20 protein-coding genes are annotated in these 20,030 nt (G+C 50.1%); 13 read left to right on the forward strand and 7 right to left on the reverse strand.

The window, feature by feature from the left end:
• Positions 1-88 precede the first annotated feature (88 nt).
• The 6 genes from BRW63_RS03120 to BRW63_RS03145 all read left to right on the forward strand — a co-directional run bounded on the left by BRW63_RS03120 (position 89) and on the right by BRW63_RS03145 (position 3,103).
• Complete coding sequence (locus BRW63_RS03120) at positions 89-442, forward strand: hypothetical protein (RefSeq protein WP_073069452.1); 354 nt, start codon at positions 89-91, stop codon at positions 440-442.
• Entirely contained in the window at positions 439-849 is a 411-nt protein-coding gene (locus BRW63_RS03125) for an HNH endonuclease (protein ID WP_073069453.1), read from the forward strand. Before BRW63_RS03120 ends, BRW63_RS03125 begins: the two co-directional genes overlap by 4 nt.
• A 113-nt stretch (positions 850-962) precedes the next feature.
• Positions 963-1,313: a histidine triad nucleotide-binding protein gene (locus BRW63_RS03130; RefSeq protein ID WP_073069454.1), complete on the forward strand. Its 351-nt coding sequence runs from the start codon at positions 963-965 to the stop codon at positions 1,311-1,313.
• Between the two features lie 49 nt (positions 1,314-1,362).
• On the forward strand, positions 1,363-1,974 hold the full coding sequence (gene recR / locus BRW63_RS03135; RefSeq protein WP_083582650.1) for a recombination mediator RecR: 612 nt from the start codon (positions 1,363-1,365) through the stop codon (positions 1,972-1,974).
• A gap of 48 nt (positions 1,975-2,022) precedes the next feature.
• On the forward strand, positions 2,023-2,406 hold the full coding sequence (locus BRW63_RS03140; RefSeq protein ID WP_073069456.1) for a hypothetical protein: 384 nt from the start codon (positions 2,023-2,025) through the stop codon (positions 2,404-2,406).
• A 136-nt stretch (positions 2,407-2,542) separates the two neighbouring features.
• Positions 2,543-3,103: a L,D-transpeptidase gene (locus BRW63_RS03145; RefSeq protein WP_073069457.1), complete on the forward strand. Its 561-nt coding sequence runs from the start codon at positions 2,543-2,545 to the stop codon at positions 3,101-3,103.
• Positions 3,104-3,482: 379 nt separating this feature from the next.
• On the opposite strand, the gene BRW63_RS03150 is transcribed toward BRW63_RS03145, so the two are convergent.
• Positions 3,483-4,145 (reverse strand): hypothetical protein, encoded by a 663-nt coding sequence (locus BRW63_RS03150; protein WP_143161993.1) that lies wholly within the window; start codon positions 4,143-4,145, stop codon positions 3,483-3,485.
• 9 nt (positions 4,146-4,154) lie between these two features.
• On the opposite strand from BRW63_RS03150, the gene BRW63_RS03155 reads away from it, so the two are divergent.
• Positions 4,155-4,649, forward strand: coding sequence for a DUF427 domain-containing protein (locus BRW63_RS03155; RefSeq protein WP_073069601.1), 495 nt, complete (start codon positions 4,155-4,157; stop codon positions 4,647-4,649).
• Between the two features lie 17 nt (positions 4,650-4,666).
• On the opposite strand, the gene BRW63_RS03160 is transcribed toward BRW63_RS03155, so the two are convergent.
• Entirely contained in the window at positions 4,667-6,121 is a 1,455-nt protein-coding gene (locus BRW63_RS03160) for an MFS transporter (RefSeq protein ID WP_073069459.1), read from the reverse strand.
• Between the two features lie 105 nt (positions 6,122-6,226).
• Here BRW63_RS03160 and BRW63_RS03165 point away from each other — a divergent pair, with 105 nt between their 5' ends.
• Positions 6,227-6,721: a phosphoribosyltransferase gene (locus tag BRW63_RS03165; protein ID WP_073069460.1), complete on the forward strand. Its 495-nt coding sequence runs from the start codon at positions 6,227-6,229 to the stop codon at positions 6,719-6,721.
• Between the two features lie 161 nt (positions 6,722-6,882).
• Here BRW63_RS03165 and BRW63_RS03170 read toward each other — a convergent pair whose 3' ends face one another.
• Positions 6,883-9,183 carry a bifunctional serine/threonine-protein kinase/ABC transporter substrate-binding protein gene (locus BRW63_RS03170; RefSeq protein ID WP_143161994.1) on the reverse strand — a complete coding sequence of 767 codons (2,301 nt, stop codon included), beginning with the start codon at positions 9,181-9,183 and terminating at the stop codon, positions 6,883-6,885.
• 66 nt (positions 9,184-9,249) lie between these two features.
• Here BRW63_RS03170 and nfi point away from each other — a divergent pair, with 66 nt between their 5' ends.
• Positions 9,250-9,909: a deoxyribonuclease V gene (gene nfi / locus BRW63_RS03175; RefSeq protein WP_073069462.1), complete on the forward strand. Its 660-nt coding sequence runs from the start codon at positions 9,250-9,252 to the stop codon at positions 9,907-9,909.
• Positions 9,910-10,087: 178 nt separating this feature from the next.
• On the opposite strand, the gene folB is transcribed toward nfi, so the two are convergent.
• Both folB and BRW63_RS03185 read right to left on the reverse strand, forming a co-directional pair.
• Positions 10,088-10,447 carry a dihydroneopterin aldolase gene (gene folB / locus BRW63_RS03180; protein ID WP_073069463.1) on the reverse strand — a complete coding sequence of 120 codons (360 nt, stop codon included), beginning with the start codon at positions 10,445-10,447 and terminating at the stop codon, positions 10,088-10,090.
• The gene (locus tag BRW63_RS03185; protein ID WP_073069464.1) at positions 10,448-11,914 is read right to left on the reverse strand and encodes an ArnT family glycosyltransferase; all 1,467 of its coding nucleotides are present in this window, start codon (positions 11,912-11,914) and stop codon (positions 10,448-10,450) included.
• Between the two features lie 149 nt (positions 11,915-12,063).
• Here BRW63_RS03185 and BRW63_RS03190 point away from each other — a divergent pair, with 149 nt between their 5' ends.
• The 4 genes from BRW63_RS03190 to BRW63_RS03205 all read left to right on the forward strand — a co-directional run bounded on the left by BRW63_RS03190 (position 12,064) and on the right by BRW63_RS03205 (position 16,593).
• Positions 12,064-13,158 (forward strand): ABC transporter permease, encoded by a 1,095-nt coding sequence (locus BRW63_RS03190; RefSeq protein ID WP_073069465.1) that lies wholly within the window; start codon positions 12,064-12,066, stop codon positions 13,156-13,158.
• 218 nt (positions 13,159-13,376) lie between these two features.
• Complete coding sequence (locus BRW63_RS03195; RefSeq protein WP_073069466.1) at positions 13,377-14,324, forward strand: ABC transporter permease; 948 nt, start codon at positions 13,377-13,379, stop codon at positions 14,322-14,324.
• A gap of 24 nt (positions 14,325-14,348) precedes the next feature.
• The gene (locus BRW63_RS03200) at positions 14,349-15,896 is read left to right on the forward strand and encodes an ABC transporter ATP-binding protein (protein ID WP_073069467.1); all 1,548 of its coding nucleotides are present in this window, start codon (positions 14,349-14,351) and stop codon (positions 15,894-15,896) included.
• On the forward strand, positions 15,835-16,593 hold the full coding sequence (locus BRW63_RS03205) for a cysteine hydrolase family protein (RefSeq protein ID WP_317615784.1): 759 nt from the start codon (positions 15,835-15,837) through the stop codon (positions 16,591-16,593). Before BRW63_RS03200 ends, BRW63_RS03205 begins: the two co-directional genes overlap by 62 nt.
• 14 nt (positions 16,594-16,607) lie before the next feature.
• Here the strand turns inward: BRW63_RS03205 and nblS are convergent, their stop codons facing one another.
• A complete protein-coding gene (gene nblS / locus BRW63_RS03210) occupies positions 16,608-18,578 on the reverse strand; it encodes a two-component system sensor histidine kinase NblS (protein WP_073069602.1) in 1,971 nt (656 codons plus the stop codon).
• A 72-nt stretch (positions 18,579-18,650) separates the two neighbouring features.
• Complete coding sequence (purD, locus tag BRW63_RS03215) at positions 18,651-19,943, reverse strand: phosphoribosylamine--glycine ligase (RefSeq protein ID WP_073069469.1); 1,293 nt, start codon at positions 19,941-19,943, stop codon at positions 18,651-18,653.
• Positions 19,944-20,030: the final 87 nt, after the last annotated feature.

The raw sequence follows: 20,030 nt of genomic DNA on the forward strand, positions 1-20,030 counted from the left end.
CATGGCAGTGAGCGCGCAGTATTTACTATTCGCAGCCTGGATTCCGCCCTGCTAAAATACCCACAGAGTGCTTACACAAAACTCTGCCATGCCCCAAATCACCCTAGATCTTCCAGACGATCTCCTGCAACAGATCAACCAAAGCGGTAGCCGAGATCGCCTAATCGAACTTCTCACCTTGAGCCTTCAGCAACCTGCCGTGCCTGCCGCCATTTACCGCTACATTTTCGACTTCATCATTAGCAATCCCACCGCCCAACAAATCGCCAACTTTTGCCCTACTGCTGCTATGCGAGAGCGGCTATCGATTTTGCTCGATCGCGGCCAAGCTAACCAACTTACCCCCCTAGAACAATCCGAACTCGACGAATTTGAACGCATTGAACATCTCATCATCATGCTGAAGTCCGGCAATTTTCACGCCTTCCCTCCCGTCGGATGAGCAAGACCCCTATTCCTGCCGCTATCAGGCGGTTAGTCGAAGAACGGGCAGGGTATCGCTGCGAACTTTGCCTCGTCCCGATCGACATTACGTTCTTTCCCCACGAGGTTGACCACATCATTGCCGAAAAACATCAAGGTAAGACCGAACCAGAAAATTTAGCCCTCGTCTGCTGGCGATGCAATCGACATAAAGGCAGTGATCTTGGCTCGTTCGACCCCGTAACCCGTCGGTTTTGCTTCTTATTCAATCCGCGCACTCAAATTTGGTCAGAACACTTCACGCTGCAAAATCACGAAATTATCGGCACTACACCAGAAGGACGCACAACCGCCTCTCTGCTCCAACTCAATACAAACCAACGCAAAACAGAAAGACAACGGTTTATGCCATCGCCTGAAACGTAAAGAATGCGATCGGACTGCACCTATCTCAAATAAGTCTCTCTAGGTCGTTTCATGGCATGATTTCAGAGTCACACCGCTTTTAGAATGAGAGCGATCGCACCTAGCAGTCTGCCATGAGTGAAACCAACGACACGATTTTCGGCAAAATCATCCGCAAAGAGATTCCTGCCGACATTGTTTATGAAGACAATCTCGCCCTCGCCTTTCGCGATGTGAATCCGCAAGCGCCCGTGCATATTTTAGTGATTCCTAAACAAGCGATCGCCAAACTCTCTAACGCAGACTCGCAAGATCACGCGCTGATGGGGCACCTACTTTTAACCGCCAAGCGAGTCGCCGAGCAAGTCGGGCTTACCAACGGCTATCGAGTTGTGATCAACACAGGCGACGATAGCGGACAAACCGTTGATCATCTGCATCTGCACATCCTTGGTGGTCGCCCCCTGACTTGGCCACCCGGTTAAGCAAACACCCGCCCCGATGCGCTAGGATCTGGACAGAATCGGAGGAAAGATCACGGTTTACACACGCCCCCTCGCTCGTTTAATTGAGCACCTTCAACATCTCCCTGGTGTTGGCCCTAAAACAGCCCAACGGCTTGCGCTCCATATTCTCAAGCGCCCTGAAGAAGAGGTGAAGGCACTCGCTCAGGCATTGGTAGAGGCAAAGCTGCAAGTGGGCTTCTGTTCGGTTTGCTTTCATTTGTCGGCTGAACCAGTTTGTGACATCTGCCGCGCTCCCAATCGCGATAGCAGCACGATTTGCGTAGTTGCCGATTCTAGAGACGTGATCGCGTTAGAAAAAACTCGTGAATATCGCGGGAAATATCACGTTTTGGGTGGATTGATCTCTCCGATCGACGGCATCGGCCCTGATCAGCTAAATATTCACCCGCTACAGCGCCGCGTCAGTCAACAGAAGATTGACGAGGTGATATTGGCGATCAGCCCCAGTGTTGAAGGCGAGACGACGACTCTGTTTGTGGGTCACTTGCTCAAACCGTTCACACGGGTGACTCGGATTGCGTTTGGTCTGCCGATGGGCGGCGACTTAGAATATGCCGATGAGTTGACGCTGGCACGCGCCCTAGAGGGTAGACGAGATTTAGAGTTTGGCAGTCGCTAAACCTCAGAGTTTGCCATACTAAAACCATTCCCAATTTTGATTTGCCTGATGTTTGGTATCTTTCAACAAAGCAGTTTGCGGATTGAAGTTGCGGCCTCTGAAGCCCTGCTTCGTCAGAGTCTCGCCAACCCTGCCCAGTTTTCTAAGTGGCTTTGGTTTGAGCGATTCTCACCTGGCTTGCCCACAACGTTGCATCCCGGATTGACGTTTATGAGTTGGGCAGGTGCGATCGCGATTCAACATCAGGTCGAGATTGCAGAACCTAATCGGGTGCGGTTTTTGCTCAGTCAAGGCATTGATGGCTTTCACGAATGGGCGTGGGGTGATGGTTGGGTGCAGTCGCGCATCGAAGGCATTTCAGTTTTGCCGATTAATTTAGGCCAAACGATCAGTCTTTTGAGTCTAAAGCAATTTTTAGCCACCACCTCATAAAGACTTTCTGGCAATCTGTGCCTAAAGACCTAGGACGGTTTTTGAAGTGGTTAAGGGCGATCGTCTTCCTGTAGATGGATGATGCACAAACGCTTAACCTGTTTCGCTCATCGGTGTAGTTTTGTTGAATTTGTCAATGCTGAAGTATTCTGTTAGGCGAATGGGCTGGTTAGGAATGATGGTCGCCCTCACCGTTTCTCAATCAGGACTGGCGATCGGCGCAGAGCCTAGCTTGAATGAAACCACACCCACTCCTACCCAATCTCTCGATTCTCCTCAAACTCCTCAAACCCAGCCTGTCACTCAGCCTTTGCGGCTAGAAATTCGTCTCAGCAAACGTCAGGTCACGCTTTATCAAGGAGATGTCAAAGTCAAAACCTACCCGATCGCAGTGGGTCGCCCTGGGTGGGAAACACCGACAGGCAACTTTCGAGTCAGGCAAAAAGTCAGAAACCCAGTCTGGGTGCATCCCTTCACAGGTGAGAAAGTAGCGGGCAAAGACCCTGAAAACCCCTTAGGTGGCTATTGGCTGGGTTTTTGGACAGACGGCAAAAACTCGATCGGGCTTCACGGTACGCCCACACCTCTCTCAATTGGAAAAGCTGCATCTCATGGCTGTGTTCGCATGCATGTCAAAGATGCGGCAGAACTTTTTGAAAAGATCAACGTGGGAACAGTCGTCAAAGTGGTGAAATGAATCCCAATATCAGCCCTTTGTTGAGCATTTGTTGAGAAACATAGATCTATATCCGGGGGGAGAGTATCCGCAACTCGTGAATCCTTACACTTCTGGCTAGTGGCGATGATTCTAGATCAGATTATTCGTGCAGCAATGAGTCGTGATTTCGGCTCTTGAACAGCAGCCTCTGTGGTTGCTAGATCATCAACAGTAAGGAGATCAATATGAACGGAACTAACAAACGCGTCAACACTTTTAGTGCAGCAAAGCTATGCGCTAAACTTGCCGGAACTTTAGGGCTTGCTGGTGCCAGCTCTCTGCTTGCCTTCCCTGCTTTCTCAGCCACTCCTTCTCTCTCGAAGGTCAATCCTAATCCTACTATCTTTAACGAAGCTCCCTACAACCGCATTTCCCAGTCATCAGGTGGCGGGATGAATAACGTAACCCCTAGTGGCACCCCGACGAATCCCTCTTCGGCTCCCACTGCGGAACCTTCTAATGTAGGGCCTACTTTAGATCGTTCAACGAGTCCTGGCAGTGTGAACATGGATCGTTCAACAACTCCTGGCAGTTCACCAAATTCACCGAGCGCGGCTCCGAGCGGCACTCCTACCAATCCTTCGGCGGCTCCGAGCGGTTCGGGTGGCACTGGGGCTGATGTCGTGGTTCCGTCGTCTGGCGGCTCTATGACACCGGGCGGCATGAGTATGCCTACGGCTGCTCCGGGTGGATCTATCTCTCCGGCTGGCGGCAATCCTACCGATTCGACGACGACACCCAACAGCATCCCTGGCACACCTGGTAATCCGACCACCCCATCTTCTACACCTGACAGCACGATCACACCGTCAACGTCTCCTGATAGCACGACTACGCCATCGACGAGTCCTGACAGTACGACCACGCCATCTTCTACCCCTGACAACACCACGACCACCCCGTCTTCTACTTCTGATGATGGAAGCGGAGGAGTTCGTGCCCTTTGGTAAGGCTGGACAATGGGTTTAGATAACTGGTAAATAAAGGGACACGATCGAATTGTGTCCCTTTGATGTTTCAAGAGTTTTTCATGCGTCCTCAACCTATTGCCCCGCAGCCTGGTCAAGAATCTGTTTGGAATTATCCCCGTCCGCCTCGGTTAGAGTTGACTGAGAAGCCGATTCAAGTAGTGTTGAATGGCGAAGTGATTGCCGACACGCGACGGGCGATGCGGGTGTTAGAAACCAGTCATCCTCCGGTTTACTACATTCCGCCTGACGATATCCAGATGCAGTATTTAATTGCGTCTGCCCGATCGACCTACTGCGAGTGGAAGGGTTCTGGAAATTACTACACAGTGTCAGTCGGCGACAAACAAGCGGTAGATGTCGCCTGGTATTATGCCAATCCGACTCCTGAGTTTGCGGCGATCGCGCACTATGTCGCCTTCTATGCGGCACCGATGGATGCTTGTTATGTCGATGGTGAAAAGGTGACACCGCAGCCTGGAAACTTTTATGGTGGCTGGGTGACTAGCGATATTGTGGGGCCCTTTAAAGGGGAACCTGACTCTTGGGGTTGGTGACGAGTCAGGCAGCCGAGCTATTGATTTTCTTGAGACCTTTCGCGGTTGCGTTCTTGCAGCTTGAGCAAGATTTCAGCGTGAACTTCTTTGGTGATGGGGTAGAAGTAGGCTAGCACCAAGCCAATGATCAGCACGACGAGAGGAGCGGGCCCGACTAAAACGCGAATTGCCCAGAGTGCAGAAGCAGGCTGAGTCGGGTCTGCCTCACCTGTGATGGTTTTTAAGAAGCCTGATTGTTGCAGCACCCAGCCGACGAGGAACAGCCCGATCGCGAGTGCCACTTTTTGCAACAGCACCATAAATGCGTAGAACACTCCTTCGCGGCGTTGCCCAGTTTGCAACTCGTCTAGCTCAATTACATCGGGAATCATCGACCAGGGAATTAGATAAGCTGTCGAGACCCCAAAACCTGCCATTACCGCTAAGACATACAGCAGTCCGGTTTGTCCGGGCTGTAGCATGAATAGCCCGATTTCACCAATGATCCAAACGGTCATACCCATAAAGTAGACCGCTTTCTTGCCGACTCGTTTGCTGACCTCGCTCCAGACAAACAGCATGATAAAAGATGTCACCTGAACCGCAATAATGACATTGATAAAATCCTGCGTGGTTAGACCCATCCAATTCTTGACGAAGTAGGGAATGACTGACACGGTGTTTTGCACGGCAAGCCACGAACAAAGATAGATCCCAATCACATACAAAAATGGTCTGTTGCTGAAGACGATTTTAAGCTGTTCGAGATAGGGAAGCGACACCTCGTTACTCGTTTCTTGACGCAGGTGCTCTGTTTCTTTGACTCGCTGACGAGTGCCCCAAACGCACCAAAATAAGGGTAAAACAGAGATTACAGCACAGGCTGCTCCCATGACTGAGTATTGTTGAAGAGGATTATCTTTTAGCAATGGCAGATCGAAGATGCGTCCTACTAAAAGCAGCGACAAAATGCTGCCCCCGATCGAAAACCCAAATCGAAAGCTGGTGAGGCTAGTGCGTTCGTCATAGTCTTGGGTGAGTTCGGGTGTGAGAGCCGTGTAGGGTAAGTTGACAGCCGTGTAGAAGCTGTTGAAGAGAATGCTAATCGCGATGTAATACCAAAACAAACTCCACTGATTGGTAGTCGGGTCGCTGCTAAACTGGGGCACCAGCCACTGTAGAAAGAAGAAAAACCCGAAGGGAATTGCGCCAAAGATCATCCAGGGGTGACGGCGACCCCAACGGCTGCGAGTCTTATCGCTCAGCATCCCCACGATCGGATCGTTCACCGCATCCCAAATTTTGCTGATTAGCAGAATGCTGCCTGCCATTCCTGGGTCTAGCCCTGCAACGCTGGTGAAGAAAATGAGCAAGAATACAGATAGGATGTTTGCAGTGACGGCTGGCCCAAAATCACCTGCCCCGTATGCCAACTTGGTGCTTAAATTGAGTTTTCCTGACATTGCGGCAGGTTGATCGGCAGAATTATTCATAGGAACATCATAGAAACCGGGTTACTAGCTGTATTATTTTCATCATCTTTGGGTTTCGATCGTCCAAATCGTGCCAAATCTTTAACCGACTTAATATGCCTTCCCATGTCAGATCTTCATGTATCTTGGTCAGATTATCACCGCACGATCGAGCACCTAGCCGCTCAAGTTTACAAGTCTAATTGGGAATTTAATCAAATTGTCTGCCTTGCTAAAGGGGGTTTGCGGGTTGGAGATGTCTTGGCTCGTATCTATGACGTGCCCCTGGCAATTTTGGCGACTTCTTCTTATCGAAGTGGCAAAAGCCGCAGTAGCTTAGTGTTTTCGCGCGACTTGACGATGACCACACCTAACTTGGGCAGCCATGTCTTGCTCGTGGATGATTTAGTAGATTCTGGGGTGACACTACAAAAAACGATTCCTTGGCTTGAGCATCACTACGGATTTTATATCGAAGAGGTGCGGACAGGTGTGTTGTGGTACAAAGCCTGCTCGGTGATCAAGCCTGATTATTATGTCGATTATTTGGCTGATAATCCTTGGATTCATCAGCCGTTTGAGCGTTATGAAGACATGACCCCAGCAGATTTAATCATTTGAATCTTTGGCGTTGCTGAATCCAAGTATGAATCGGTGGGTAGCGACATTTCTGGAACGCCCCCTAAATCCCCCACAAGTGAGGGACTTTGAAAGTCCAAGAGTCCCCCAAAATGGGGGGTTGGGGGGCGAATTCATACCATTGTTCAGCAACGCCGAATCTTTTACTTCTTGTTCGACAGCGCTTTAAATTCGTATTGCTTGCCCGATCGAGCAGCCGTCACTTTCACCAGTTCGAGATCAATCGGGCGATCGCCGCTCTCAGAAAACTTGACTTGATGAATTGCGCCCATCACCGCAAAATCAGGACTTGCCAGCGATCGCCGAATGCCATTGCGAGTTGGTGTGCGCTGAAGTGCCCCAATCAACGCTTCGGTCGCGTCGTATGCCAACACTGTTCGCCACCGCACTGGGCTTCCCCAAAGTGTCTTGGCTTGCTTTTGAAATGCAGATTTTGAGATCTCAGCTTGATAAGACGGCACGGCTAAAACCATGCCTGCGATAGTCTTGCCGCCGATCTGTAAGGTTTTAGGTGAATAAAGCGCATCACCTGCCAAAAGAGGCAACCGATTTTGATTGGCGTTAATGACTAGAAGAGTCCGATCGAAGAATTCGTTATTGGGTGCAAGCATGATCACCTGTGCCCCTTTCTTAATCGCTTGATCGACACTTTCAACGGGGTTAAAGTCCGGTTTGCTTAGATCGATCGCGTCGATTACTTGACCACGATCGCCATAGAACAAAGCTTTACTAAATTCGTCTTTAAGCGAGTTGCTATAAGCACTGGCAGAATTAAAGAACACTACAGCTTTGCGTTTTTTAAGCTGCGTCACCATATAATTGCCAAGCTGTTTTGCAGGCAGTTGATCACTAGGCATGGTGCGAAACACATAGGGACTAAACCCCGACAGCGCAACAGCAGAACTGACGGGGGAGATAACAACAAGTTCTCCAGATTGATAGATTGTTCCAGCCGCGAGAGTGGTATCGCTCGTGCCGTGACCAATTACGCCTAAAACTGTTGCATCATCAACAAAGGCTTTTGCCACTTGTTTAGCAATTTCTGGTTCACTGTTGTCTGTGGCGATCGCCACCTTTAACTGCACTCCATTAATACCCCCAGTTTGATTAACCTGATTTTGCGCCTGCGCCACTCCCTGCAAAACTTCTGCCGAAGAACCGGGTTGAGTGCTGAGGGGCACCACTACGGCAACGGTGTAAGACTTCTGCTGACCAATTCGCGCGTTGTTGAGATAGATCAGAGTTTCGGGGTCGGCGACGTTGGCTCGACGCGCTTTTTCTAGGAGAGTGACCGCTTGTTTGAGGTTTCCGACGGCGATCTGGTCGGTGGCTTCTTGCTTAAGCGGGAGAACCGTTCCGGGTGTGAGGATTTTTTCACCTACGCTAATCTGAGTCTGAATCGAACTCGGACTGACGATCGGAAGTGCTTTGGGCGTTAATGTGCGAGTCACCGTCCAAGTGGCCAGAGCTAGAGAAGCCGCTGCACCGATGCTAGTCGCGATCTTCAGCGGCATTGCAGCCCCGGCTAAAAATCGAGGGCGTGGTGGTACGATCGCGGCACGAACATTAGCACCCCGAACGGCATCAAATCGAGAGAGCGGGGCTTGGGTTTGATTCTCTGTTTCCTGAAGATGTTGCAGTGCTTCTAGTGCTTCATCAGCAGTTTGATAGCGCTGGTTGAAGTGAAACTTTGTCATCTTTTCCAGCACGGTGGCGAGTTCTGGCTGCACTTCGACCAAATCTTGCCAAACGAGTTCGCAGGTGTTGGGGTCTTGCGGCAACTGCACAGGGCGCGCTCCTGTCAAAGCTTGAATGCCGATCACTCCTAACGCATAGACATCGCTGCTAAAGCGAGGTTTGCCCAAACACTGCTCACTTGCTCCATAGCCTGACGTGTAGACTGGCATACTGATCTCAGTGGTTCCGGTGGCTTCGGCGATCGTATGTTCGATGGTTTTAACGGCACCAAAATCGATTAGAACTAGTTTTTGATCGCGATCGCGGCGAATTAAATTCTCAGGTTTAATGTCTCGATGAATAACGTTTTGAGCATGAACAAAGTTCAATATGCCTAAGACATCTTTTAACAGTAGAATTACCTGGGCTTCAGAGAGCTTTTTTCCGGGCAGTAATTCGTCACTGAGCGGGTGCCCTTCAATAAATTCTTGAACGAGATAAAACTCTTTGTCTTCCTCAAAATATGCCAACAGTCGCGGAATTTGATCATGTTCGCCCAACTTCTCCAAGGTTTCTGCCTCTGAGAGAAACATCCGCCTCGCTTGCTGCAAAATCGCAGGATTATGGCTGGCAAAACTGAGGTGTTTCAATACACACAAAGGGTTCCCAGGACGCTGAGTATCCTGAGTGACATACGTGTGACCAAACCCGCCTGACCCAAGCACCCTGACGATTCGATAGCGCGAACTGAGCAGTCGTCCTAACATTGCGCCCGTAGATGGTAGACCACTTGATTGTAGGGCGATATCAAGAGGAAGGATGAGGGATGAAGCATGAAAATTGAGCAGAAACATGAGTGGGTTTTGACCGCAGAAGCCGCGATCGAGATTCAGCAAACGCTGCGAACTGAGGTGATCACGCGCGATCGCTTCGGGGTGGTGAACTATGTGGCGGGCGTTGATGTCGGTTTTGAGGCAGACGGGACAGTGACTCGTGCAGCCGTTGCCGTGCTGAGTTATCCAGAATTGCAGTTGTGTGATCAGGCGATCGCGCGTCGTCCCACCACGTTTCCTTACATTCCGGGGTTTCTCTCGTTTCGAGAAGTTCCGGCGGTTTTAGATGCGTTAGAGAATGTCAAAATTATGCCTGATTTACTGCTCTGCGATGGTCAAGGCATCGCGCATCCTCGACGGTTTGGTATCGCGTGTCATCTGGGAGTGTTGACCAATTTACCTGCGATTGGAGTGGCAAAATCTCGTCTGATTGGCAAACACGCCGAAGTACCAGACAAAAGAGGCACTTGGGAGCCACTGTACGATCGCGGCGAGACGATCGGCGCAGTGCTCAAAACTCGCCCCAATACAAACCCGCTCTATATTTCTCCCGGTCATCGCATTAGTTTAGAAACGGCGATCGCTTATGTGATGGGCTGCACGACCAAATATCGTTTGCCCGAAACGACTCGCTTTGCTCACAAGTTAGCTTCTGGCTGATTATCGTGTTTAACACGTCAGTTCGACGAGTTTTTTCGCTTCGTTCTCAGCGGCTTCTGCCCCCTAAATCCCCCATTCTGGGGGACTTTGAACCGGAATTTTTGGCTTGAAGTCCCCCAAAATTGGGGGATTTAGGGGGCGCGATGGACTCGTAACGAAGTCTCGAATTCACGTTGTTTTATGATCGAGTGCGAGTGATGTCGATCGTGATTTTGCCGCCAAAGTCAGGAATCGGAGCCGCAGGTTTGATCAACTGCACCCGCACCTGAGAGACGCGATCGAAGTTAAGAACAGATTCTGCAATCAGCGTTGCCAATCTCTCTAACAAGATTAAACGAGAAGTCTTCACTAAGTTCTGCACAATTTCGATCACATCGCAATAATCTAAAGTGTGTGCCAATAGATCGCTTTCTCCAGCTTGAGAGAGATCGAGCCACAGCGTTATATCGACTTCAAACCACTGTCCTAATCGTTGTTCTTCAGGCAATGCACCCGTGTAGCCATAACTGAGAATGCCTGTTATGTGAATACAGTCCATTTATTTCAATCCATAGCCTCTTTGAACATAGTAGTTCTTGATCCACACGCCAAACCGAATGATCGGAACAGTAATCGGTGGTGAAACTCGATCGAACTTTGCAAGTAGCTTTGACTGCACCGGAAACCAATCATCCGACAAAATTACTGCATTTTTGTCTCGAAAGGGCAGATCATCGGGATACCAAAAGTCAAATTGATCGACCCGATCGGAGATCGCTCTCACAGTTTTATCGTTAAGTTGATAAGCCAGAGCAGATGCCGATCGATAATCGGTGGTGATCAACAAGGGCGAAGTCTGAAGTTCTGATGCCTGCTGTGTAACGACAACAGCAACTTCGTTCCAGCCAAACAACATCCGTGAATCTGGATCAGCGTCTTTGCTGACCAGTGCTGACAACGGTAAAGCACAATAATGTACCACTAGCAGGGTTGCAAATAATAATCCATAAAGCTGAAAGCCAGATAACGCTTTAGATCCGAAATTTGAAGCCCGAATAAAACAGGCCGGGAGTAAAGGAAACAATAAAAGATAAGCAGTAATATTCCAATAATAAAGCGCAGCCGAAATCAGAGAAATAACCGTCAAAATAATGGTAGAGACTGCGAACATCCAAAATGCGACGATCGGGTAAACAGAATCAGTGCGAATCAAATGACTGGGCTGTTTAAAACTCCGATAAAAGCCTCTCCAATAGAATGGAGAAACTACAAAAAATGAAACGCCAATGAAAGCAAGACACGAACCTAATTTAATTCCACCATTAACCGGATGAATACTGCGATCGACATAATAATGAAACGACTGAAAATCATTCGAGAGATTCCACACCAGAATCGGAATCAACGCACTGCTGGCGATCGCGATCGCAAAATAGAGCCGACGATCACGCAAAAATGGTCTTAATCGGCGATCGGCAATCATCGCAGCGAGAAATCCAAGCGGCACAAACACGGCATTATATTTGCACAATCCAGCAAGCGCGATCGCAATAGCTGATGAATAGAGTCGCCAACTTTCACCTTTTTGCTCTGTAACATAACCATCCAGAAACGTAATAAATAAGTATGCAGAAATTAACGAAAACGTAATTAGTAAGTGATCGTGCCACGCCAACCCCAAAAATAAAAAATACAACGGGGACGCAAGCACTAATATAATCACTAACCAAAAATGTTGTTCAATCTTATCTCGATAAAGATAATGAACAATTCTATAGTAGGTATAACCGATCGCGCCACTACTGATTAAGTTGGGCAACCGCAGTGTGAAATTAGAGCGTCCAAAAACCGCAGTAAAAGCCCCTTGAACCCAAGCATTTAAGGGCGGATGGTCATAGTAAGACCAGTCTAGATGCTGACCCCAAAGCCAATAGTAAGCTTCGTCAGGGTTTGGAAACGCCGTCAGCCAAAACACCAAACGAAGCACCGCGAAAGCGATTATCACAAACAGCCAAGATTTAGGCATTCAGAGAACTTATCAAATTAGTTACAAAACTTTAAAGAATTTCCTCAACGATCGCTATTCTTCCACGATCGTTAAATTTGGTACATCACGATGCACTTTTATCGAATAAAAAGGCTTATATTCTTTCATCATCCTTCACTCGGTTGCGTATGCTGACTAGCGCTCATTGGCGTAAAACGTTAGAAGCGGTTTCGATTCCGATCGCTGCTCTGATCTTCTCACTTTTTTTGTTTGGCTTGTTTTGTGCGGCAGCGGGGGCCAATCCCTTTGCGGTCTATGGGGCAATTTATAAAGCAGCCTTTGGCAGTTGGTTTGCCTTTCAAAATACGCTAATTCGAGCCGCCCCGTTGATGCTGACCTCTTTGTGTACCGCGCTTCCTGCTCGATTGGGGTTGGTAATCATTGGCAACGAAGGGGCACTAGTCATGGGTGGGATTGCCGCGATCGCCGCAGGCTTATCCGTCGCGGGTTCTGCCCCAGCGCTCGTCGTTCAAATCGTCATGGCGATCGCAGGCATCCTCGCTGGAGGGGTGTGGATCGGCATAGTCGGAGCGTTGCGTCACTATCGAGCTGTCAACGAGACGATTAGCAGCCTATTGATGAATTACATCGCGATCGCGATCCTCAACCATCTGGTAGGCGGCCCGATGCGCGATCCGACTTCTCTTAACAAGCCCTCTAGCTTCCCGATTCCTGATGCCGATAAGCTAGGCAACATTCCCTTTACACGAGTCCATTACGGGTTGCTCTACGGCATTGTCGTGTGCATCATTGCTTACTACCTGATCCAGCGCACCACGTTTGGATTCGCAGCACGAACGGCAGGCGGAAACGTCAAAGCCGCCCGAATTGCCGGATTGCCCGTCGGCAAATTGACGATCGCGATCTGCTTTCTAGCTGGATCTGCTGCTGGGTTAGCCGGGATGGTCGAAGTCGCGGCAGTACACGGTCGAGCCAACGAATCACTCAATGCTAACTATGGCTATGCGGGAATTTTGGTGGCATTTATTGCGCGACATAACCCGATCGCTGCCAGCGTTGTGGCAATTCTACTCGGCGGAATTCTCGCCAGCGGCAGCATCTTGCAGCGACAGTTAGGCTTACCCGATGCCACAGTCTATGTCTTTCAAGGCTTAGTGTTTCTCGTCGTTCTCTACAGCGAATCTCTCTACGGACGGTTCGCCATCTTTAAAGAACCCGAAGCACCGAGTTTGCCTCCCCCTTCAGCAACCCTGGCAGTATAAATTAACGTCAGTTCGACGGAAGCGGTTCGCTCCGGTTGTGAATTCTGGAAGCCCCCTAAATCCCCCAAATTGGGGGACTTCAAGCCACAAGTTCCGGTTCAAAGTCCCCCAGAATGGGGGATTTAGGGGGCAGAAGCCGCTGACAACGAAGCGAAAAACCTCGTCGAACTGACGTTAAATTACTTGCGATCGCACCCAAATTCAATGGAGATATTCAAATGGCAACAGAAGCACTAGGTTGGTGGGGCGTTCCTTTAGGAATCATGGCGGGTATGTTACGCGGCAGTGCCCCCTTCTTATTTGTGAGTTTGGGCGAGTGCCTAACTGAGAAAAGCGGCAAAGTCAACTTGGGGTTAGAAGGAACGCTTTTGACCGGGGCAATGAGTGCCTACGCGATCTCTTATCTGACCGAAAAGAGCGTCGGCCCGGCAATTTCTCCCTGGCTGGGCGTTCTAGTAGCAGGTCTAGCCGGAATGGTTTTAGGCTTTATTCACGCGTGGCTATCTCAGCAGCCCAAGGTGAATGATGTCGCTGTCGGCATTGCCATGATTATCTTTGGCAGTGGCATCGCCTTCTTTTTAGGAAAACCGTTTATTCAACCGCCTGCCCCTCAACTGCCAACATTTGATCTGGGTGCCTGGAGCAACGTTCCTCAAATTCAATCCGCTCTAAAAATCAGTCCTCTGCTGATCATCGGAATTTTGCTCGCGCCGTTAATGGCTTGGTTTTTTAAGTCTACTCGTTGGGGATTATTTATTCGAGCGGTTGGCGATAGTCCCGATGCAGCGTTAGCGATGGGCATCTCGATCGCAAAAGTGAGAATGCTGTGCATCATCGCTGGCAGCTTTTTAGCTGGGATTGGCGGGGCATATTTGTCGCTTTACTACCCCGGTAGCTGGTCAGAGCGCATTTCTAGCGGTCAGGGCTTGATGGCGGTTGCTCTGGTGATCTTTGCCCGTTGGAATCCGATTCAGTGCCTTTGGGCATCGCTCTTATTTGGAGGCGCACAAGCGATCGGCCCTGCCTTGCAAGCGGTCGGCGTTGAGGGCGGTTATTATCTCTTCAACGCGTCTCCTTACATTCTGACGCTGCTGATCATGATCATTACTTGTTCTCCCAAGAAGACGCTCACAGGCGCACCTGGCGCTTTAGGAACTTTCACTTAAAAACTCTAAATTTCAATAAAAGTCATGAATCCAGCCGTCGAAATCAGCCAAACCAAAGAACTCGACCTGCCCCCCGAACTCGAAGTCGTAAATATGACCAAACAATTTGGTCAACTGATCGCCCTCGATCAGGTTTCATTGACCCTAAAACCCGGCACGTTTCACGCCCTGTTGGGAGAAAACGGAGCCGGAAAAAGTACGCTCGTAAAATGCGTCATGGGCTTTTATCAGCCCACTTCTGGAGAGGTGCGCTTTAACCAGCAGGTGCAAACGATCGCTAGCCCCCGCGACGCTCAAAGACACGGAATTGGCATGGTCTATCAGCACTTCACCTCAGTTCCGGCGATGACGGTGGCAGAAAATTTGGTGCTTTGCCGCTATGAAAGTGCCGCGCTGATTGACTGGAAAGCTGAATACGAGGTGCTGAACGCATTTATGGAGACGGCTCCGTTTAAGCTGCCGTTGAGTGCGATCGTGGCTCAACTCGCGGCTGGAGAAAAGCAAAAACTAGAGATTCTCAAACAGCTTTATCTCAAGAGCAAGATTCTAATTCTAGATGAGCCAACCTCAGTGCTAACGCCCGGTGAAGCCGATGAGGTGTTGGGCTTGATTCGCCAAGAAGTCGTCGCGGGGCATTTAAGCGTGCTGCTAATCAGCCACAAATTTCGCGAGGTGACAGCGTTTGTAGACGAGATCACCGTCTTACGAAAGGGCAAATTTGCGGGGAGCGGCAGCGTTAAAGATCTGACGATCGCCGACATGGCAGAGATGATGATGGGCGAAAAACGCGATCCTCAAAAAGTTGAGAAGACGGTGCATCCCGACCCGACCCCGGTGCTGCAAATTCAGGAGATTCACGCCAATAAAGACAATGGGCTAGAGGCGATTTCGGGCGTAAATCTGACCGTCAATAGTGGCGAAATTGTCGGGATTGCAGGCATTTCTGGCAACGGTCAGCGCGAATTAGTCGAAGTCTTGGCAGGTCAACGCATCGCCACCGCTGGGCAGGTTTTGGTCAATGGCGAAGTCTATCGGGCCAGTCGCCGCGAAATGTTTAAGCATCGCGTCTTTGTGCTGCCCGAAGAGCCGCTTAAAAATGCCTGTGTGCCTCAAATGAGCGTGGCAGAGAATTTGGCACTGAGAACGTTTGATCGTTCGCCTCAAGCCAAAGGCTGGATGCTGCTTTTTAAGCCGATTCGAGAGGCTGCCCAGCGCTTGATTAAAATCTTTAAAATTAAAACGCCTTCTCCCGAAACTCCAGTCAGCAATCTCTCTGGTGGAAACGTCCAGCGCACCGTTCTTGCACGAGAGCTTTCTTCAGATCACATTAACCTTCTGATTGCCGCTAACCCCTGTTTTGGTCTGGACTTTGCCGCCGTCGATTATATTCACAGCGAAATTTTGGAGACTCGAAACCGAGGCGTTGCGGTGCTGCTCGTCAGCGAAGATCTGGACGAGTTGCTGAAATTGTCCGATCGCATCCTCGTGATCAGTGAAGGCAAATTTGCTTATGAAAGCCCGATCGCAACGGCTGATTTTGCTGCGATCGGTCGCAGCATGGCAGGACATTAGCCCTATGACTATTATTTCTGCACAGCCTTATGACTACGAGTTGCCTGAAGACGGCAACATTGCGCTGATCGTGATTGATATGCAGCGTGACTTTATGGAACTGGGTGGATTTGGTGACATTTTGGGGAACGATGTTAGCCTTTTGCAAGCGATCGTGCCGACTCTAAAAACGCTGTTAGCAGGCTGTCGATCGCGAAACCTCCCCATTTTCCACACGACTGAGGGACATCAACCCGATCTGTCAGACTGTCCCGACTCTAAGCGCAAACGGGGTAAAGGAAAATTGACGATCGGCGATGCCGGATCGCTGGGACGAATTCTCATTTTGGGTGAACCAGGTAACGGCATCATCCCCGAATTGGCTCCGCTTCCAGGAGAAATCGTGATCCCAAAACCGGGCAAAGGTGCGTTCTACAACACCGACCTCGAACCGTTGTTAAAAGAGCGCAACGTGACCCACCTGCTGATCACAGGCGTAACGACTGAAGTTTGTGTCCAAACAACCATGCGAGAAGCCAACGATCGGGGCTATGAGTGCTTGCTCGTCGAAGATGCGACCGAGAGCTACTTTCCAGAATTCAAGCAAGCGACGCTAGAAATGGTGCGCGCCCAAGGTGGCATCGTCGGCTGGACTGCCACCACCGATCAAGTACTGCAAGGATTGCAAACCTGGAAATCGGCTTCAGCGATCGCGTGACGAAATCACATTGGTTATGAACCTGTGGTGACTATACTCGCCTCAGAAACAGCCGCCTCCAGGGTGTGAGATTCTTCGGCTAGCTTCAACGCTGCGATCGCAGCAATCTCATCTTGATAAATGGGGAGGTCAAGCCAAAACGTGGTTCCGACTCCCACTTCACTGACTAGATAGACGCGGCTGTGGTGACGCTGCACAATATTGCGGACGATCGACAGCCCTAAACCCGTTCCTTCTAGCGTGTGAACCCGGTTCTCAACTCTAAAAAATCGCTCAAAGATGGCATTTTGGTCTTCCTGGTCAATGCCAATTCCGGTATCTGCGATCTCAACGCGAACCGTTTCGGGCGAATGCAGAGAGGCGCGAATCATCACCTTGCCGCCCGCTTCAGTAAACTTAAGGGCATTGCCCACCAGATTTGCAAACACCTGCAAAAGCAAATCATAGTGCCCCATCACCGCAGGCAAATCGGCTTCAACTTCTTGCAGTAGCTCGATGCCTTTGTCTTTAGCGTTGAGTCGATAAGTGCGAAGAATTTGCTCGATCGGTTGTGCCAGATCGACGGCTTCTAAGTGATAAATCTTGCACGACTCTAAGCGAGACAGATCCAACACATCATTGACTAGTCGAGTCAGACGATCGGTTTCTCGATTTGCCGTTTCTAAAAACTCTTGCCGCTCCGTCTCAGTTAGTTCATCGCCATATTCATGCAGCGTTTCGATAAAGGATTTGATGTTAAACAGGGGCGTTCTCAACTCATGAGACACGTTGCTAATAAACTGACTTTTTGCTTCATTTAGCTCCGCTTCACGGGTGATATCTTGCACCGTCACCGCCACACCTTTGACGTTTTCTTTAGAAGAATCCAGAACGGTGTTTAACAAAATTCTCAGGGTGCGATTCACTGGCTCGGTGAGCGTGATCCGAAATTCAGCTTCCTCACGCAGTTCACCTCTGGCAACCTGATAGAGTGGGCGAGTCAATTCGACCTGCACAGGCACTGGGAAACAGTAAAGCGCGTTGGTTCCTTCCACGGGCTTGCCTTCCCAGCCAAAGATGCGGCGAGCAGTCGGGTTCACCAACACCACTTGCAGATTGGTATCGAGCAAAACAGCACCATCGGCGATCGTCGCCACCAAAGTCTCTAACTTCGCCTTTTCCGCCGTGAGTTCTTCAATGTTTTGTTCTTCGTAGCGCTCTAGTTTTTCTGCCATCTCGTTAAAGCTAGCAATCAGTTCGCTCAACTCAACGCCGCCCCCCACAGGCAGATCAACCCTCTGCTGAAAGTTGCCCTTGGCAATATTTTTAACGCCAACTACAAGCTCTTTAATCGGCTTAGTGATTTGCAGCGCATTAAACACCGCCCCTAAAATCACCATCACCCAGATCGAGACAAACACAGCCACCGTGACATCTCGCGTTAGGTGAGATGACGCGGCCACCGTCGGGTTTGGATTAGTGCCGATCGCCAACACACCCAAATATTTGCCCTCATACACCAAGGGCACAAACACGTCGGTGACTTCACCATCGGGCGTTAAGTGCTGGCGCACCATCGGTAAATCTGAGGTTTCAGCAAAATTTTCGGGTAGCTGAATGCGACGGCGAATCGTCAGCGAATTTTGCACCTCAGAATCTGAGAAAGGAATCCCAAAATAGATTTCGCCATTCGTATCGGCATAGAGCATATAGCGCACGCTGGAAGTGCTGCCATAAAAGCGATGCGAAAAACGAGCTAACTCAGTACGATCGTCCTCTCCAACCAGAGGAGCCACGTTTGCCGCCAGCAGCAGCCCCAAATCGCTGCCGAACCGCGTATCGTTAACGCGAGCATCTTGCTGAATTGTGTTGACTGCCCAAAAAGTCAGCCCACTCATAATCAGCGACACGACTAGGGTTGCCGCCGCCATCAGCTTAGTCTGGAGCGTAAACTCCGACCACCAGCGCACCAAAACTTCTCGAACGGGGTTGAAGAAGGAAAACAAGAGCAAGACCAGGGGTGAGGGACTAGAAGCTAAAAAGCTTCCTTTTGACGACTTCCTGATCCTAAATATAAATCAATTTTGAGGAGAGCTAACCGTTCGGACTCGGTAGCCGATATCTCGACGATAATACATGCCCTCAAATTGAATCTGCGCGATCGCGGCATAGGCTTGGGCGATCGCTTGCTCAAAGTCATTACCCATCGCAGTCACGCCTAGCACTCGCCCACCGTCGCTGACTAAAACTTGCTGTTTACGCTGAGTTCCCGCGTGAAAGACGATCGCTCCCGTTGTCTCAGCTTGCTCAATGCCAGTGATCGGAAACGCCTTCTTAAAGTTGCCGGGATAGCCTTCTGAAGCCACCACAACACAGGCAGCAGCACCGGGCTTCCATTCAAGGGGCGGAAACTGCTCTAGCTTCTGTTGAGTACAAGCCGCCAACAGTTTTTCTAGCGGAGTGACAAGCAAAGGCAGAATTGCCTGAGCTTCGGGGTCACCAAACCGACAGTTAAACTCAATCACTTTTGGATCACCTGCTGGCGTGATCATCAAACCTGCGTAGAGAACGCCGCGATAGTCAATATTGCGATCGCGCAACGCCGTGATCGTCGGCTCTAAAATTTCAGCCTGAATGCGGTTCATCAAAGCGGGCGTGACGATCGCAGCCGGAGCGTAAGCCCCCATACCGCCTGTGTTTTCCCCGGTGTCGCCCTCGCCGATGCGCTTGTGATCTTGGGCAGGCAACAGTGGGCGAATCGTCAACCCGTCGGTGACTGCCAAAATTGAGACTTCTTGACCGAGCAGGCATTCTTCAACCACGACCTGATATCCGGCAGCACCGAACTGCCCGTCGAAGCAAAGGTCGATCGCGGCTTCTGCGGCTGCTACTGTTGGTGCCACTGTCACGCCTTTTCCGGCGGCAAGTCCATCGGCTTTGATGACGATCGGGGTTGCTTGCTGACGTACATAAGTCTTTGCAGCCTCCGCAGTCGTAAACACTTCTGCGTTTGCGGTCGGAACTCTGGCTTCCTGCATCAGCGCTTTTGCCCATGCCTTGCTCGACTCAATCTGAGCACCCTCACGAGTGGGGCCAAACACCGCCAAGTTTTGCTGAGTCAGAGCATCTGTAATTCCTTGAGATAAAGGAACTTCAGAACCCACGACCACCATAGAAATATTGTGCACCAACGCAAATCGCGCAATCCCCTCAAAATCGTCTGGAGACAGCGCTAAGTTGCTACAGCGCTCTAGCGTGGCAGTTCCCCCGTTGCCCGGAACACAGACCACCTGCTGAACTTGTGGCGACTGCAATAACGTCCAAGCCAGGGCATGTTCACGACCCCCATTGCCGACAATCAAAACCCTCACGTTGCCCTCGCTCAGAAATTATTAGTTAGCATTTGACAGTGCATCCACCGTTAATCGAAACCTCGATCGGGTTTCCTTAAGGGGTGT

Origin of the sequence: Phormidesmis priestleyi ULC007 (assembly GCF_001895925.1) — a bacterium.
Taxonomy (GTDB): Bacteria; Cyanobacteriota; Cyanobacteriia; order Leptolyngbyales; family Leptolyngbyaceae; genus Phormidesmis_A; species Phormidesmis_A priestleyi_A.